Annotated in this window: 9 protein-coding genes; 2 read left to right on the top strand and 7 right to left on the bottom strand. The window is 58.2% G+C overall.

Going from position 1 to position 15,143, the window contains the following annotated elements; all coding sequences use genetic code 11:
- Nucleotides 1-28 precede the first annotated feature (28 nt).
- Nucleotides 29-2,911: an HD domain-containing phosphohydrolase gene (locus tag FZF01_RS06190; RefSeq protein ID WP_150277273.1), complete on the top strand. Its 2,883-nt coding sequence runs from the start codon at nt 29-31 to the stop codon at nt 2,909-2,911.
- Nucleotides 2,912-3,125: 214 nt separating this feature from the next.
- Nucleotides 3,126-4,901 (top strand): sensor domain-containing phosphodiesterase, encoded by a 1,776-nt coding sequence (locus FZF01_RS06185; RefSeq protein WP_150277272.1) that lies wholly within the window; start codon nt 3,126-3,128, stop codon nt 4,899-4,901.
- A gap of 72 nt (nt 4,902-4,973) precedes the next feature.
- Here the strand turns inward: FZF01_RS06185 and FZF01_RS06180 are convergent, their stop codons facing one another.
- The 7 genes from FZF01_RS06180 to FZF01_RS06150 all read right to left on the bottom strand — a co-directional run bounded on the left by FZF01_RS06180 (nt 4,974) and on the right by FZF01_RS06150 (nt 15,067).
- Complete coding sequence (locus FZF01_RS06180; protein WP_150277271.1) at nt 4,974-5,495, bottom strand: ATP-dependent zinc protease family protein; 522 nt, start codon at nt 5,493-5,495, stop codon at nt 4,974-4,976.
- Nucleotides 5,496-5,645: 150 nt separating this feature from the next.
- Nucleotides 5,646-7,697 (bottom strand): TonB-dependent receptor, encoded by a 2,052-nt coding sequence (locus tag FZF01_RS06175; protein WP_396253991.1) that lies wholly within the window; start codon nt 7,695-7,697, stop codon nt 5,646-5,648.
- A 216-nt stretch (nt 7,698-7,913) separates the two neighbouring features.
- Complete coding sequence (locus FZF01_RS06170; protein WP_150277491.1) at nt 7,914-9,863, bottom strand: DUF7844 domain-containing protein; 1,950 nt, start codon at nt 9,861-9,863, stop codon at nt 7,914-7,916.
- An 84-nt stretch (nt 9,864-9,947) separates the two neighbouring features.
- Complete coding sequence (locus tag FZF01_RS06165) at nt 9,948-10,268, bottom strand: DUF2388 domain-containing protein (RefSeq protein WP_150277269.1); 321 nt, start codon at nt 10,266-10,268, stop codon at nt 9,948-9,950.
- Nucleotides 10,269-10,397: 129 nt separating this feature from the next.
- Nucleotides 10,398-12,320 carry a TRAP transporter permease gene (locus tag FZF01_RS06160; RefSeq protein ID WP_150277268.1) on the bottom strand — a complete coding sequence of 641 codons (1,923 nt, stop codon included), beginning with the start codon at nt 12,318-12,320 and terminating at the stop codon, nt 10,398-10,400.
- 14 nt (nt 12,321-12,334) lie between these two features.
- Nucleotides 12,335-13,534, bottom strand: coding sequence for a TAXI family TRAP transporter solute-binding subunit (locus tag FZF01_RS06155; protein WP_150277267.1), 1,200 nt, complete (start codon nt 13,532-13,534; stop codon nt 12,335-12,337).
- A gap of 195 nt (nt 13,535-13,729) precedes the next feature.
- Nucleotides 13,730-15,067: an HD-GYP domain-containing protein gene (locus FZF01_RS06150; RefSeq protein ID WP_308420789.1), complete on the bottom strand. Its 1,338-nt coding sequence runs from the start codon at nt 15,065-15,067 to the stop codon at nt 13,730-13,732.
- Nucleotides 15,068-15,143 lie beyond the last annotated feature (76 nt).

The raw sequence follows: 15,143 nt of genomic DNA, 5'->3' as shown, positions 1-15,143 counted from the left end.
GCCATATCGCGATCGGGTGGTTCAAGGAATGAAAAAGGGGCGCAATAGCGGCTTGCCGCTGCAATGGATACTGGCGAGCGGGATCGTTCTCAGCTTGCTGGCCGTCATGCTGGTGACTGTGGTTCAGGGTTATCGTGGAACCAGTGCAGCCATGTTGGCAGCGGCCGAGGATTCGGCGCGGCAGCTGGCGGTCATCATGGATGAACGGGCGGGCCGTCTGATCAGCCCGGCGGAAAGCACCCTGCGCGCCCTGGCACATGATCCACTGGGGGGCGCACCTGACATTGAGCAGCGCCTGGCACGGTTGCCGCTGCTGGTCGAGGTACTGAGTGCCAATGCCACCCTGAGCGCCGTCTTTGTCGGCTATGCCAACGGTGAATTTCTGCTGGTGCGTCCGCTGAAAGGCCGCCAGGCCACGTTGGAATACCCTGCCCCCGAGCAGGCCGCCTACCTGGTGCAGAGCATGCACTATGGGCCGGATCAACAGATTAGCGGTTACTGGCAATTCCATGATGCCGACCTGAAACTGCTCTCGCGGCAGGCGGTGCCGGACTACCAGTTTGATCCCCGTACCAGGGTCTGGTATCAGCGCGCCACTGCTAGCGCTGAGCTGGTGTTGACCGAACCCTACGTGTTTTTTACCACCGGTGAAGTTGGCCTGACCATGGCCTTGCCGAGCAAGACGGGTAACGCGGTGATCGGCCTGGACGCCGCCCTCGGTGATCTGGCCAGTGAGCTGGCTGATATGCGCATGACGGCGCGTAGCGAGGTCGCCGTGGTAGACGCCGATGGGCGCGTGCTGGCCTATCCGGATCTGGAGCAGATTCTCAAGCAGCAGAACGGCAATTTTCGGCTTGCCAGCTTGTCGGAACTGAGCAACGGAGCGTTGTTTCAGCTGGCGGGTCGGGTCACCTTGGGTGAAGAGCAGAATGAGCCCGTTACCTTCAACCTGAATAGCGATATCTGGTATGGCATCGGTTTTCCGTTGGCCTCCTTCGCCGACACGGGCGTACATATCCTGATAGCCATTCCTGGCTGGGAGTTGCTGGCCGGTGCGCGAGCCATCCTGGTGGATCAGGCGATCTGGGCGCTGGCCCTCATGCTGGTCATCCTGCCCATTGGCTGGGCGTTCGGGCAACGTTTGGGTGAACCCTTGAGCGAACTGGCAGACCAGGTGCAGGCCTTCAGTGATTTCGACTTTACCCAGCCCCCGCGTGTGCGCTCACGGATCAGGGAGGTCAACCACCTGAGTATTCTGATGGGGCGCATGGGTTCGGCGATTGACCATTTTCAGCAGATTACCCTGGCGTTGAGTCATGAGCCGCACCTGGAGCGAATGCTCGACGATGTTATGGAGCATCTGGTGGCGACGGCGGAAGGGCGTAGCGGTGCCGTGTATCTGTGCAATGAAGCGGGCACACAGCTTGATTGCATTAGTCGCTTTCAGGGTCCCCATTACCCCGACACCTTTGACCTGGATGATGCATTCCGCAATGAGCCCGAGGAGCAGATGCTGCAGCGCCTGGATGCCAACCACAACTATCTGGTGGTGACCTTGCATGACCGCTACCGGGCGCTGCTCGGCTTTCTCGTGGTGGAGCTGTCGATTCAGCTGGAAAGCGACTTCCATCAGCGTCTGCAACGCTTTGTGCGGGACCTGTCCGGCACGCTGTCGGTGGCGATTGAAACGCGCCTGCTGTTTGCCGGCCAGCAGCGGCTGCTGGATGCGATCATTCGTTTGCTGGCCGATGCGATTGATGCCAAGTCACCCTACACGGGCGGGCACTGCGAGCGCGTACCACAATTGGCGGCTATGCTGCTGCAGCAGGCGGAAGCGGCCCAGTCGGGCGTACTGGCGGATTTCGCCATGGACGTGGATCAGCGCTACGCGTTTCATCTGGCGTCCTGGCTGCATGATTGCGGCAAGATCACCAGCCCGGAATACGTTGTCGACAAGGCGACCAAGCTGGAAACCATCTATAACCGCATCCATGAAATTCGTACCCGCTTCGAAGTGCTCTGGCGTGATGCCGAGTTGGAGTGCCTGCGGGCCGAGTTGAAGGGGCGAGACGCCGAGCAGTTGCGTCAGGCCTGTCGCGCCGAACAGCAACGCCTGCAGGCAGAGTTTGCCCTCGTCGCCCAGGCCAATATGGGCGGTGAATCGATGTCGGATGAACGGGTGGCCGAACTCGAGCAGATTGCGCAGCGGCGCTGGGCGCGCCACTTTGATAATCGCCTGGGGTTGTCGCGAGCGGAGCAGGCGCGTATGGAGAACTTCCCCACGCAGGAATTGCCTGCCAACGAATACCTGTTGGCTGACCGCCCAGAGCATATTTATCCCTGGGGCGACAGGAAACCACCGGTCGAGCGCGACAATCCGGCCAACCGCTGGAACTTCGATATGACGTTGCCCGAACACGCCATGCATCTGGGCGAGTTGTATAACCTGCGCATCAGCCGCGGCACGCTGACGCCGGAGGAGCGCTTCAAGATCAATGACCACATCGTGCAGACCTTGATCATGCTGGAAGCCTTGCCGTTCCCGCGCCACCTGGAGCGGGTGCCGAACATGGCTGCGACGCACCACGAAACGCTGGACGGTAGGGGCTATCCCTGTCGGCTCACGGCTGAAGATCTGGGAGTGCCCGAGCGGATCATGGCCATTGCCGATATTTTCGAAGCGCTCACCGCCGCCGATCGCCCCTACAAGGAACCCAAGCCTCTGTCGGTGTCACTGGATATTCTGGTCAGCATGGCCGAACAGCAACATGTGGATGCCGACCTGTTGCACTTGTTCATTGACGCGGGTATCTACCGCCAGTACGCAGAGCAGTTTCTACAGGCGGAGCAATGCGATGCCGTGGATGAGGCACGCCTGCTGGCCCGGCTGGCGGCGCTGACGCGTGATTAGGCTCTGGCCGCGCCGGAAAACTGATAGCCCAGAAATAACAATCAGACACCGCTAGTGGGTCGAGGTTACAACACATCAAGAAACACAGTGGGTGTTGCTTCAGGGCCATTTGCCACTGTTTTATTCAGTAGTTAATTATTATAAAAACTGTCGGGCCGTGCTCGAACGCCTGTCAAATCGTCGATGCTTCTTCGGCTTTTAATTAGAGTGTCTTATGACTCAAAGACCTCCCGTTCCAGGCAACGAGCCGCAACGGCTTTTAAGGATCAGTGAGCTATCCCTTCTGGAGAGCTCCCTGGATCCGGTGTTCGAGCGGGTTGTCGAGTTGGCCGCAGCTGCCTTTCAGGTGCCGATCGCACTGATTTCCACGGTTGAAGAGAAGCGCCAGTTCTTTCGTGCGAGTGTCGGGCTCGACGTACGCGAGATGCCGCGCCTGGATTCGTTCTGCGCGTACACGATTCTTGCCGACGAGCCTTTCCAGATTTCTGATGCTCTGTCTGATTCGCGGTTTGCCAACAACCCCATCGTGACTGGTGAGCCAAACGTACGTTTCTATGCTGGTGTGCCGCTGACCACCACTGATGGGTTAGGTCTGGGTAGCGTGTGCATCATCGACACCAAGCCGCGCCCGGCGCTCGACGATCGCGAGCTGGCAATGCTCAAGCACCTGGCCGGACTGGTCATGCAGCGCATATTGACCCTGCGCGATGCCGCTATCGTGGATCAGCAGACCGGGTTGTTCAATCGGGTAATGCTGGAGCAGAGGATCCGCTCGACAGTATTCGGTGGCGAAGGCTGCACTGTGGCGGCGGTTGACGTCATACCGCCGCTGTTTCTCAACGACATTGTCAAGGCGCTCGGTTACCGTTTCTCCGATGAGCTGATACTGACCATCAAAGAACGACTGCAGGCCCAGCTACCTCAAGGATGCACCCTGTACAAGATAAGCCCCACGCGTTTCGCCTTTCTTCTGGATGAAGTGCAGGCCCAGGCTGGGCCCTCCCTGTATCAGTCCATTCTGGATGACCTGGCCAAGCCGGTAATCAGCAAGGGCATTCCGATACAGATGCAGGCAGGGATTGGTGTCCTGCCTATCGACCGCGACCAGGCCGCAGATCAGGACTGGCTGAGGCTGGTCATAAGTTCTGCTGACGATGCAAGGGATCGTCAGATAGGCTGGCAGTGGTATGACAAGCGCCTGGATGATGCACAGCAAAGGGCATTCATGTTGCTCTCGGCCATGACCGCGGCGCTGCAGTCTGATGATCAGCTTTATCTGGTGTACCAGCCGCGCATTGACCTGAATTCAGGGCGCTGTGAGTCAGTCGAAGCGCTGTTGCGTTGGACGCACCCCGTCTTCGGCCCTATTGGTCCGGCGGAATTCATTCCGCTGGCAGAAAAAACAGCTCTGATCGGCCCCATCAGCTTGAAAGTCATGCACGCGGCCGTAGCTCAAGCTGCCGTCTGGCAATCGCAAGGGATCAGCCTCAAGGTTGGAATCAACATTTCGGCTACTGACCTGGAGAGCAGTGCTTTCACCGACGAGCTTGCTGCGCTGATTGATCAGAAGGGCCTCAACCCATCCAGCCTGGAACTGGAATTTACTGAAACGGCACTGATAAACAAACCCCAGGCTGTGCGTGAGCAGCTCGACAGGATCAGCGAGTTGGGCATCAAGATCGCGATCGACGATTTTGGCAGCGGCTATAGCAACTGGACCTACCTGCGGGACCTCCCCGCGACCACGGTCAAAATTGATCAGACTTTCATGCACAATCTGCACACCAATGAAAAGAACATACCGCTGGTGCAGGCAGTCATCGAGCTGGCGTCACGCCTCGGCTACCGGGTGGTAGCCGAAGGTATCGAAGACGCCGCGACACTTGAGTTATTGCAGAGCTGGGGTTGCCATGAAGGTCAGGGGTACCATATCGCCCGGCCGATGCTGCCTGGCATGTTGCGCGACTGGCTTGCAGTGCGGCCTTCCTGATCGCGCAAAGGCAATAGTTACCTCCCACCCGAATTATCCCCAACCAGGTTTTGAATCATGAAGCACTAGGCCTCATGTGGTGCAGGAGGGGCTGCCGGCGGAGTATTCCAGGCTTGGATCGACCATCGCGTCAAACTGCTGTAGCGCGGTAGAGCCGATCAGAAACGGATATGAGAAAGAGGTGCGGTCCGTCAGATTGATTTCAACATCCTGTTCCTTCCCGCCGAGACACACGGCCATCTCGATTACCGGGCGGGAGGTGTAGTCTTTGCTTTCACCTTCGGGTACATCTGCTGCGCGCCGTTTGATCTTGCTGATACGTACAACGGGTAGTTCCAGTTCCTTGCCTTGCTGCTCGCCTTCAACAGCCAATTGGAAGCGAACCCAGTCTTCTCCGTCGCGCTTGAACAGCTTGATATTCTGCGCGCTGAGCGAGGCGGTTACGGCGCCGGTGTCCAGCTTGGCGGGTACTTCCAGATTCAGGTCAGGCAAGCTTGCCTTTTCACTGACTCCGTACACATTCGGCTGGTTGGCTGTAGCACTACCCCAAACCGTCATCAACGCAGAACATAACACCAGCATTTTGAATCGCATGTATAACCTCTTTGAAAACAATACGGTAACTGTGACCGAAGCTTCTCGGATTTGGTTCCGGGTGCGATGCGGCAGGCGTGAGGGGAGGGCACCTGGCGGGTGTGAGCGCTCCGGTGAAGGGCGCCCAAGGGGCGCCCTTGCATGGGTTTATCAGAATGCCAGGCGCGCTCCGACGGTCAGGTTGCGGCCGGGAAGCAAGACTTCATCCTTGATGAAGGAAGTATGTTCCCGTGCTTTCTCGTCCAGCAGGTTGTTGGCTTTTACATACAACAGATACTGGGTCTGGTTGAAAAACCCGGTATAGCTCAACCCCGCACTCAGCATGTTGTAGGCTTCGGTCTCGCTTTCAAATGACGCGACGCGATCCTGCTGACGCACACGGTAGAGCTGCAGCTGGCCGTCTATCGCGGGACTGAAGCTCTGGTTGAGGCGAACCCCCAAGCGGTCCGCAGGGATGCGCGGCAGGTCTTCACCGCCGCTCTTGAGCTCGCCCCGTACGTGATCTCCGAACAGGGTTAGCGCTGTGCGGCCAGTCGCCTGGAATCGCACCTGGCCCTCGATGCCGGTGAATACTGCATCGCGCTGGCGGTACTCGATTTCGCGCAGTTCTCCGCCCACGTCCCGGCCTGTGTCAGCTGCGTAGATAAAGTCGTCTATCGCATTGCGGAACAGACTAAAGGTGAAGGTGGTAGGGCCTGCCAGTTTGCGCAGCGTCAGCTCTGCGTTGTAGGAGGTTTCTTCATCTAGATCAGGATTGCCCAGCTCCACTGTACTGGTTGCCGCATGTGGCCCGTTGGCGTACAGCTCTTCAGCGGTGGGCAGGCGCTGGGATCGGGACAGGGTGAGCCCCAGAGAGTAGTCAGGCACGAAGGACCAGATGGCGCCGGCCGAGGCTGATGTGCCGCTGTGGCGACTATCGGCTGCACCCTTGGCGTCGATGGTCTGCCACTCCTGGCGCAACCCCAATTCGTATCGCCAGTTAGCCGTGGCGTATTCCTCAAGTAGAAAGATGCCGTGGTTGCGGGTCACCGTGGGTGGTACGTAGGCTTCTTCGCCAGTGGTCTCAAAGTCGCGATGCAGAGTTTGGGCGCCGACCACGCCGCGCCAGCCTGATACGGGTTGGTGGGTCAGCTCGAAGCGTGCATCGGTGGCGTTGTTCTCGAACCGAGTGCCCACCTCGCCATCTTCTATCTCGTCGTGTTCGTACTGGCTGTGCCCGATTCTGACGCGCAGGGTTTCAAAGCCAGGCAGTGGATCGCTTGCCTGTGCCCGCAGATCCCAGCGTTTCTGCGTCATATCAACATAGGGGGCCGCTTCGTGTTCATGCTCATGGGCATGATCGTCATGATCTTCGTCTTCTTCGTGGTCGTCATGCGCATCATGACCGGCGCAATGCCAGTCGCGTGGGCCATGGGTATGGCAATCGGCATGTTCGTGGAAGGGCAGTCCGTACTCACGGGTCTGCTCACCGTAGGCCAGCCCGATAAAGCCGCGCTCACCGATGAAGCTGGCCCCCAGGGTGAACGAATCGGTGTCGTTGTAGGAGCCGTGCTGCTCTCCCGGCGAATCGGGAATTTCATAATCATCGGTCCTGCGTTTGTTGCCTTCTGCCCTGAATGCGAACTGGTCTGCGCCAACGGTAATGCCGAATGCGCCGGAACGCTCATTGGCTACGCTGTTACCTCTCAGTTCCAGGTCCGCTTCATAGCCATTCTCTGGAACGTAGGTTGGTACCTTTCGGTCGATTACGTTGATTACCCCGCCGATCGCACCGCCGCCATAGAGCAGGGCAGCCGGACCCTTGAGGACCTCGATCCGCTCGGCCAGCATCGGCTCGCTGGTGACGGCGTGGTCGGGGCTGATAGTGGACGCGTCGAGCACACCTACGCCGTCGCTGAGAACTTTCACCCGGGCACCGTCCAGACCTCGAATTACCGGGCGTCCGGCACCGGCTCCAAAGCTGTTCGAGCGCAGACCGGGTAAATGTTCGAGTGTTTCCCCCAGGGTGGCTTCGCGGCTCAGGACCAACTGTGTACCGTCCAGGACCTCTGCTGGTACCACCATTTCATGACTCTGCCGTGCCAGAGCGCTGGCGCTGACAACACCAGGTTCGAGTTCGATTGTTTCCGCCGTGGCGAGTGCGGGTAGCAACACGAAGCCAATGGCTGCGGCGAGGGGGTTGAGTTTGCGATTCACTGTCATTCTCCAGAAGTGGGACAACTGCCTTCCTAGGCGATAGAAGGGTTGGGCGGGCCTCGGTGAGGCCCGGCGGGGAGAATACATAATGTTATAGTATAACGCAAAGTGGGTAAGCGGATTTCAGGAAGGATGATGGCGATCTATTGGGTTTGGGGAAGCAGGGGCATTAATGTTGGTATTCTGTGTCTGCCGCTTTGGGGGCAAGGCTTCAGGCTCGGCTCACGGCAGCACGAGCCTCCCGGACTCGCGGTGCAAATGACGCAACCGCGCACCCAGTTCGGTAATATTGCGCTGGTTTGCCTCCACCGCCCTGCGGTGCTCAGTGCTGATCATCTCAAGCGCCCGTTCATCCACCAACACGGCCAGTCCGTGCAATTTTTGCTGACGCTCATCAGTGAGCTGCTTCAGCTGCTGTCTTTCCTGCTTCTGCGGCAACCCATACCCGGTCTTCAACAATTCTGCGGGACGGCTGAGAAAGCCGCTTTCGCGCAATAGCTGGCTCATGAGTTCACCAGTTTCGTTCAGGGCGACATCATCCATGCGCCGCCCGGATACATAGCGGTCCTTGAGCTCATGCTGAATCAATATAATCTGGCGTCTGAATGCAGCTTGCTCAAGGAGCAGTAGGGCCGCCGCAACGCGATAGTCGGCTCGTTCGAACCAGTCACTTCGTTCTTCTGGCGCCAATGCGAGCCACGCCTCTACGTTCTGCTGGGGTAAATTCAAGCGCTCGCGCGCTATATCGAACATCAACTGATAGCGTTCACGGTAGGAGTCGAAATAGTAGCCCTGGCGCAAGGCTTCGGAATGATCCTGCAAGACCGACTCGTCGAGCAGGTCAGCATGCCTGAGCAGCGCCCTCAGTCCGGTTGGCGTGACCGTCTCCATACCGCGAATATCCAGGCGATCGGTACCGCTACGTAACAGCTTCAGGGTTTCAACCGCGCAGTTGTTGCTGACGAAGTAGTAGGTGCCGTCGTAGTTCCAGTGCATCTCGGCTGCGCGCCGCACCAGGCTGATCTGTTGCTCAGTGGTCAGTTTCAGTGGCAGCGACTGCAGGGATCTGAACTCAACCTTGGTGTATTCGTCGACCACCTGACTCAGTGGCAGCATGAACAAACGAGATGGATAGACGCCGGTCAGCCCATCCCAACTGGATATCTGAAGGTCATCGACGAAGGCGCGGAACGACAATACCAGATGATGTTCAAGATCCATCAGACACTCAGGCCCCAACGGCCGGCCAGGCGCACACATGACAACCCGAAGCATGCTGTGACCCCAGCGGCTAACCAGTGCTCCCTCAGGCTCGGCGAGCAAGTAATGCACCTGATAGATACGCCCCTCGTCGAGTTGCCCCAGGACCTGTTTGTCGACATCCAGCCCACCATTGACATAGGGCAAACCCGGAGCACAGTCGGCCGCAACGCTGGGCGCCCAGCCAAAGTGCTCCGAAAAATAGTCATGTAATCCCGGCCGGCGGCACCGGTATTCGGGGTCAAGCAGGAAGTACTCAAGATTGACTGCAACAAACTCGCGTGGATTGCTCAGTTCATAGGCATCCGGCGTGCGCAGGTATTGGTCATTGTGCCGTTCTACCTCGCCACGGCCACCGATACGCGCGGGCCAACCGGCGAGCTCAAGCAATCGGGGATTGTCACTCAGGGTAAAGCGTCGCTGCGACTGGCCCCGGCATTCAACAGGCAAGCCAACCGGGCCAAGACTCTTGTGCTGCCGGGCACATGAGCGTAACAACCCACGCTCGTCAGCAGGCCAGAACTGGCCTCGGTCGTAAAAATGCGCAAGCTCGTGGATCAGTGTTGCTTGCAGCTCCCGTTGCAGTGTGGCGTGCTGGCGTCCGGCGGGCAGGGTTTGATCGTCCCCCTGCACCAGCGCATCGAGCCAACGCTGATTGAGGAGTATTTGACCATCATAGCGGGCCCGCCCCATGACGCTATGCGCCAGTTTGGGAGACCAACGTAAAAGGATTTCATGGTCGAGTTGTGAAACCAACCGGGGAGGCAGGGCCTTGAGCGCCGCTTCAAGCAGCTTCTGGCTGGCCTGTCGCTGCTCATTGCTCAGCTCGGCCTGTTCCAGTTTCACAGTCAAGGCTGAATGAGCAGGAAGAACCCACAGTAGCGATGTTAGACCCAGAACAATGGCGATCACGGCTACGCCCCGCTCGAGAGCGGGGCGTATGTCAAGGCGCAATGGGAATGACGCCCTGAAAAGACTGGGCGTTCAGGACTGCTATCACAGAGCCAGAATAGCTTCTGCCAGTTGCATATCAGTGGCTTGTAGCTCTGGCATCTGGTGGCGAATATGACCCAGCGCCGCCTCCAGGTTAACGCCGCGCACTTGACCGTCACTGCCGACGAAGCTGGCAGCGTCATCCCGGGCATCCAACACGACCTTGTTCGAGCCAAAGGTAGAGGCAGTGCTGTCACCCAAGGCTTCAGCCATGTTGACTAGAACGTTGCCCACCGCATTGGTGGTACCAATAAAGCTGGAAGCGGAAGCCATTGCAGAAAAACCAACCAGACCAGCAGCAAGGATTACAGAGCGAATCTTCATGAAAACTCCTAGAGAGAGACCAGGCCTAATAAACCTGAAGTAACGAGCCATTACAGGTCCGCTTTCGTTGATTCTAGCGTTTATCCGACAGAAAAAGGGGACAGATTTATTTACCGCTTTTCAGTGTGCTCATGTTTGTTTCACTCCCCGGTTCTGTTGCCACACCATCGCGACCAGCACGGCCGATGCCAGACCGCCGACCAGGGTCGTCATCGGCCCCGGAAAGCTGAAGGCAAAGCCTGCGGCAATCAGTGGCAGGCGTTGCCAGTGTTTGACCAGGCCCGCCCCGAGCAGGTAACCCTCCAGCCCGCCAGAGATCAGCATGATGCCGGCAATGATCGAGGGCAGGACGTAGAACAGCGGGGTCAGGTCGCCCTGCAGCAGCAGGGCAGGCTGGAACAGGAAAAACAGCGGCACGAAGTAGATCACGATGCCCAGGCGCATGGCGGTGAAGGAGGTCTTCATCGGCTTGGCCCCGGCTATGGTGCCTGCCAGGAATGCAGCAGCACCCACTGGCGGCGTAATCACCGAGAGCATGGCGTAATAGACGATAAAGAAATGCACGGCGATGGTGTTCAGCCCGCCCACCTCAATGATCGCCGGGGCCAGTGTGACCGCCAGGAAGATGTAGGCGACGATGGCCAGACCCGCCATGCCCATGATGAAGCAGGCAGCAATGCCAAACAGGATCACCAGGAACAGGTTGTCACCGCCCAAGCCCACCAGGCCGGAGGTGACCGAGCCGGTAACGCCGGTAATGGTCAGGGCGCCGACCACAAAGGCGATCGGCAGGATGATGGCGGCGGTTTGGGTGATGAGTACGCCGATCTGGCGGATGGCGTCATACAGCCGGGCGGGCGTCAGGCGAGTCTCCTTGCGCAGGAACGACAGCCCGATCATCAGGATGCAGGCGTACCAGGGCGTGTAGTACTCCCAGCGCATGTACAGCAGGCCCCACATGAGGAATGCCATGACGAACAGGAATGGCCAACCGCGCATCAGTACCTTGCGTGTGGAGGGCAGATCCTCTTCCAGCATGCCCTTGATACCGGTGCGCGCGGCATAACCGTCTACCTGCAGCAGCAAGCCGAAGTAGAACAGGAGCGAGGGCAGGATGGCGGCGATCATGATGGTGGCGTAGTCCACGCCGATGGTAATTGCCATGACAAACGCGATTGCGCCCATCACCGGCGGCATTACCACGCCCCCGGTCGAGGCGCAGGCTTCGATGGCGCCGGCGTAGTGGGCCGGATAGCCGGCTTTTTTCATGGTCGGGATGGTGATGGAGCCGGTGCCGGCGATGTTGGAGAAGATCGAGCCGGACAGGCTGCCCATAAAGGCACTGGCGACCACCGCGACCTTGGCCGGGCCGCCGCGATAACGTCCAAAACCGGCGTTGGCCAGGTCTATGAAGAAGGCACCCGCGCCGGTAGCCAGCAATATGCCGGCGAACACCAGGAAGCCCAGGATGATTTCGGCGACGATTTTGGTGGTGATGCCCATCATGCCTTCGGCGCGGAAGACGTAGGACTCGATCATGTGATCAAACTGATAGGGCACCCCCATGATAAGCCCGGGGAACAGGTCCGCGACTAGCGGATACAGCCCGATCAGCACCACGACCAGCAGAAAAGGCGTACCCCCGCTGCGTCGGGCCAGCTCCATCATCAACAGCCAGATGACGATGCCCAGGTACAGATTGCTCCAGCCGGCCTGGATCATGTCCCAGGCGTTGTTGGCGAAGTAAAAGCTCACGCCCAGCACGAGGACGGCGGCCACTATGTCGTACCAGGGCACCTTCGACTGGCCGGCTTTGGCCGGGAGCGCCAGAAAGGCAGCGGCGGCGAAGAAGCCGATAAAGATCCAGTAGTACTCGCCTTCCAGCAGGCGCCGGCCGTTCCAGGTGAAGCCGAAGATATAGGCTATCCCCGCTATCAGCCCGCAGACGCTCAGCACGACAAAGGCGATGCTCTGCCAGGAGAACGGCTCACCCAGCCGAGTGACCTCGGCGCCTGGTTCAACGACTTCAGCAACGACGGTTTCAGTTTTCATGGAGCCCCTTGTTGTTAAAGACGTGTGCGGAAGCCTTCCAGGCCTTGCGTATGCTTATCCACAATGGCCATGAACCTGTCGTTGTTCATGTTTGGCTCGATACCGCTTTCCTTGGCTTCGGCCAGGGCTGCCCGCCGGGCGACCATCCAGCTATCCATTTTTTTGATAGCCTCCTGGTTCAGTTTGTCGTCTTCCTCGGTCCAGACGTTGACCTCTTTCAGGTAACGCACGGTGCCTTCGTGGACAGGCAGCGGCGAGCGATTCAGATACTCGCGGAACACCTCCAGGCTCATGCGGGTGGACAGGGGATGAGAGCCTTTGTAGGTGTCGTAGGATTGGTGGAACCACTTGGCCATGGTGTAGGCGAAGGCTTCGTCGGCATCCGCCGGGGCGGCGTAGAGAAAGTTCGAGACAAGACCGTCAACGCCTTTGGCTGACGACACACCCATGCTGATGGTGCCGGGCACGACCATGGGGCGATGCTCGAGGAATCCTTCCCATGCCTGACTACTATCTAGATCCATGGACAGCCAGCGGATGCCGCCGGGCGCGCCTTCCATCTCGGCCATCACCGAACTGATGGTGGCGCAGTAGGCCACATCGGCCTTGCCTTCCACAACGGCGCGGCAGTTCTCGACATAGCTGCTGGCCGGCACAAATCGGAGGTTTTCAGCGCCTTCGGCGCTTGTCATGCCTAAATAGGCAGGCAGGGCATCGGTCACGGCGGCAATCATGGGAGGGGAGAACTGCCCCCGTGCAACCCGAACGCCGCCTTTTTTCAGGTCGTCCATCGTGTGTAGGTCCGAGTCGCCGGAGACCACGAACGACCAGGGGGTGTCGTTGTGGTGCCAGATGACGCGCTGGGGTACCGGGGTCATGGTGGCGTAGTGGCCAATGCCCTGGATCTGGAAACGCAGCTCGGCGGTGGAGACCGAACTCAGCGCCAGGTCGCGACGTTCAGTCAGCCGGCGGTGCCGCTGGACTTCGCTGTCCTCCGGCACAACGCGGACGTTGGTTCCCAGATCCTTCTGCAGGATAGGGCCCCAGCCATTGGTGGAAGCAAAGCTGCCGCTGGAGGTGCCGGGGGTGCCGATGACCAGCAGGTGCGGCATAGTGAATTCTTCCGCGTGGGCCAGGCTGGCAAGGCCAAACGCAAGCCCGCCCGCCAGAGACAGGCAAGCACCCACCATGGGCTTCAGCGATGTGATTCTCATGAGAGCTGGCTCCAGGCTTGTTATTTTTATCGTGATAACGTCGCTGTGCTGGGCGCTGACACCCGCAAGGCCAAGCTAAGGTCGAGGCGGCTTTGCTGTCAACACAACTGGGCAAAGATGCCGGTTGGAGAAGATGCCCGATTTGTGTGATGAATGGCGAAGCGTGAGAGTTGGGAGACTTACCTTCGGGTTGCGTTACTCAGGCAGCCAGATTTTTTCCAGTTGCTGAAAGTTCCATTGTTCCGGATCTTCTCTGCTTACAATTTGCTCTTTTACGCGTGTATCTGACAAATCCAGGGTTCTGGTAGCAATCTTTTGCCGCAAGGTTATTGAGTAGAATACCTCTACCTTCGGTTTCAGCAGCGATTCCGGATTCTGCTCGATCACCACTGCCAGTTGCTTTGAAGTGAGCTTTACCAATGACCCTACCGGATAAATGCCGAGCATACGCACGAAGATCCGCAGCAGCTCCGGATCAAAATGCCCCTTCCATGCAACCATCCGGCTGACCGAAATCGCTGGGTCCCAGCCCGCTTTGTATGGTCGATTTGAGGTGATGGCATCGTACACATCACAGATTGCCCCAATGCGTGCGAGCAGGCTGATCTGTGCTCCGGCTTGTTGCTGAGGATAGCCGGTACCATCGAACTTTTCATGGTGATGCAGGCACACATCAAGCACCGCTTCGGGCACGTCCGTCCAGGATTGCAATAGCTGATACCCCATGACCGGATGCTCACGCATCACAGCAAACTCATCCTCCGTTAGCTTGCCTGGCTTGTTGAGAATATCTTCTGGGGTAAGCGCTTTACCCAGATCATGCAGCAGCCCTGCCAAGCCCGCTTGACGCGTTGCTTCTTCATCCAACTGAAGTTGCCGCGCCATGCCAATCATCAACGCAGCAACAGCGACAGAGTGCAAATAGGTGTATTCATCCTTGCTTTTGATCCGTGCAACGCTAATCAACGCATGGGAATTACGCGAGACCGAGGCGCTCATTTCATCGAGCAACTCGTTCAGCCCCGCTGTTTCCAGCGTCCGGCCCATTCGCGCATCGGCAAACATGCTTACCACGGCTTCTTTGCCACTACGAAAGATTTCACGTGCTTGACGCACTTCATCTTTGAATGAGCTCGTTATTACTGGCGTTTTTGCCTGGCTGTTGTCTGCACCAACCTCAGCATCTTTGCCGAGTGCGACTGATTCAATCGGCGCTGCTGGGTGATGAGGCGCAACATCACAGCCACGCGCCAGATCGATGATAAGTTCGTTAACTGAAGATTGACGGATTTTGGCCAGGGTAGCTGAGTCTTCAATCAACAATTTGCTGGTCCAGAAGGGGTGTTCTAGCCAGGAGCCGCAGAATTTATGCACATACATACCCATGCATACTTGGCTGAGGGGGATTTTCTTCAACATGGAGGATACCAGCTGACCAATATCACGATACTGGCTGATTAACGTAAAAGCCTCCGTGCTTGTCCCGGCTAAGAGTAACCAGGCTTTGACTTTATAATCATAGCCCTTGGCCATCTCTCTACCAATAGGCGAGCATGCAAATATGCGAGTAATCCACTACAAAATAATTTGAGGGTTTCGATCCAGGGGC

This window comes from Halopseudomonas salina (assembly GCF_008641105.1).
Note: the sequence above shows the minus strand (reverse complement) of the source record. Positions and strands in the feature narration are given on the sequence as shown.

Coding starts and splice junctions, on each gene's coding strand:
- FZF01_RS06190 (WP_150277273.1), top strand. CDS start 29: ATGAAAAAGGGGCGCAATAGCGGCTTGCCGCTGCAATGGATACTGGCG.
- FZF01_RS06185 (WP_150277272.1), top strand. CDS start 3,126: ATGACTCAAAGACCTCCCGTTCCAGGCAACGAGCCGCAACGGCTTTTA.
- FZF01_RS06180 (WP_150277271.1), bottom strand. CDS start 5,495: ATGCGATTCAAAATGCTGGTGTTATGTTCTGCGTTGATGACGGTTTGG.
- FZF01_RS06175 (WP_396253991.1), bottom strand. CDS start 7,697: ATGACAGTGAATCGCAAACTCAACCCCCTCGCCGCAGCCATTGGCTTC.
- FZF01_RS06165 (WP_150277269.1), bottom strand. CDS start 10,268: ATGAAGATTCGCTCTGTAATCCTTGCTGCTGGTCTGGTTGGTTTTTCT.
- FZF01_RS06160 (WP_150277268.1), bottom strand. CDS start 12,320: ATGAAAACTGAAACCGTCGTTGCTGAAGTCGTTGAACCAGGCGCCGAG.
- FZF01_RS06155 (WP_150277267.1), bottom strand. CDS start 13,534: ATGAGAATCACATCGCTGAAGCCCATGGTGGGTGCTTGCCTGTCTCTG.
- FZF01_RS06150 (WP_308420789.1), bottom strand. CDS start 15,067: ATGGCCAAGGGCTATGATTATAAAGTCAAAGCCTGGTTACTCTTAGCC.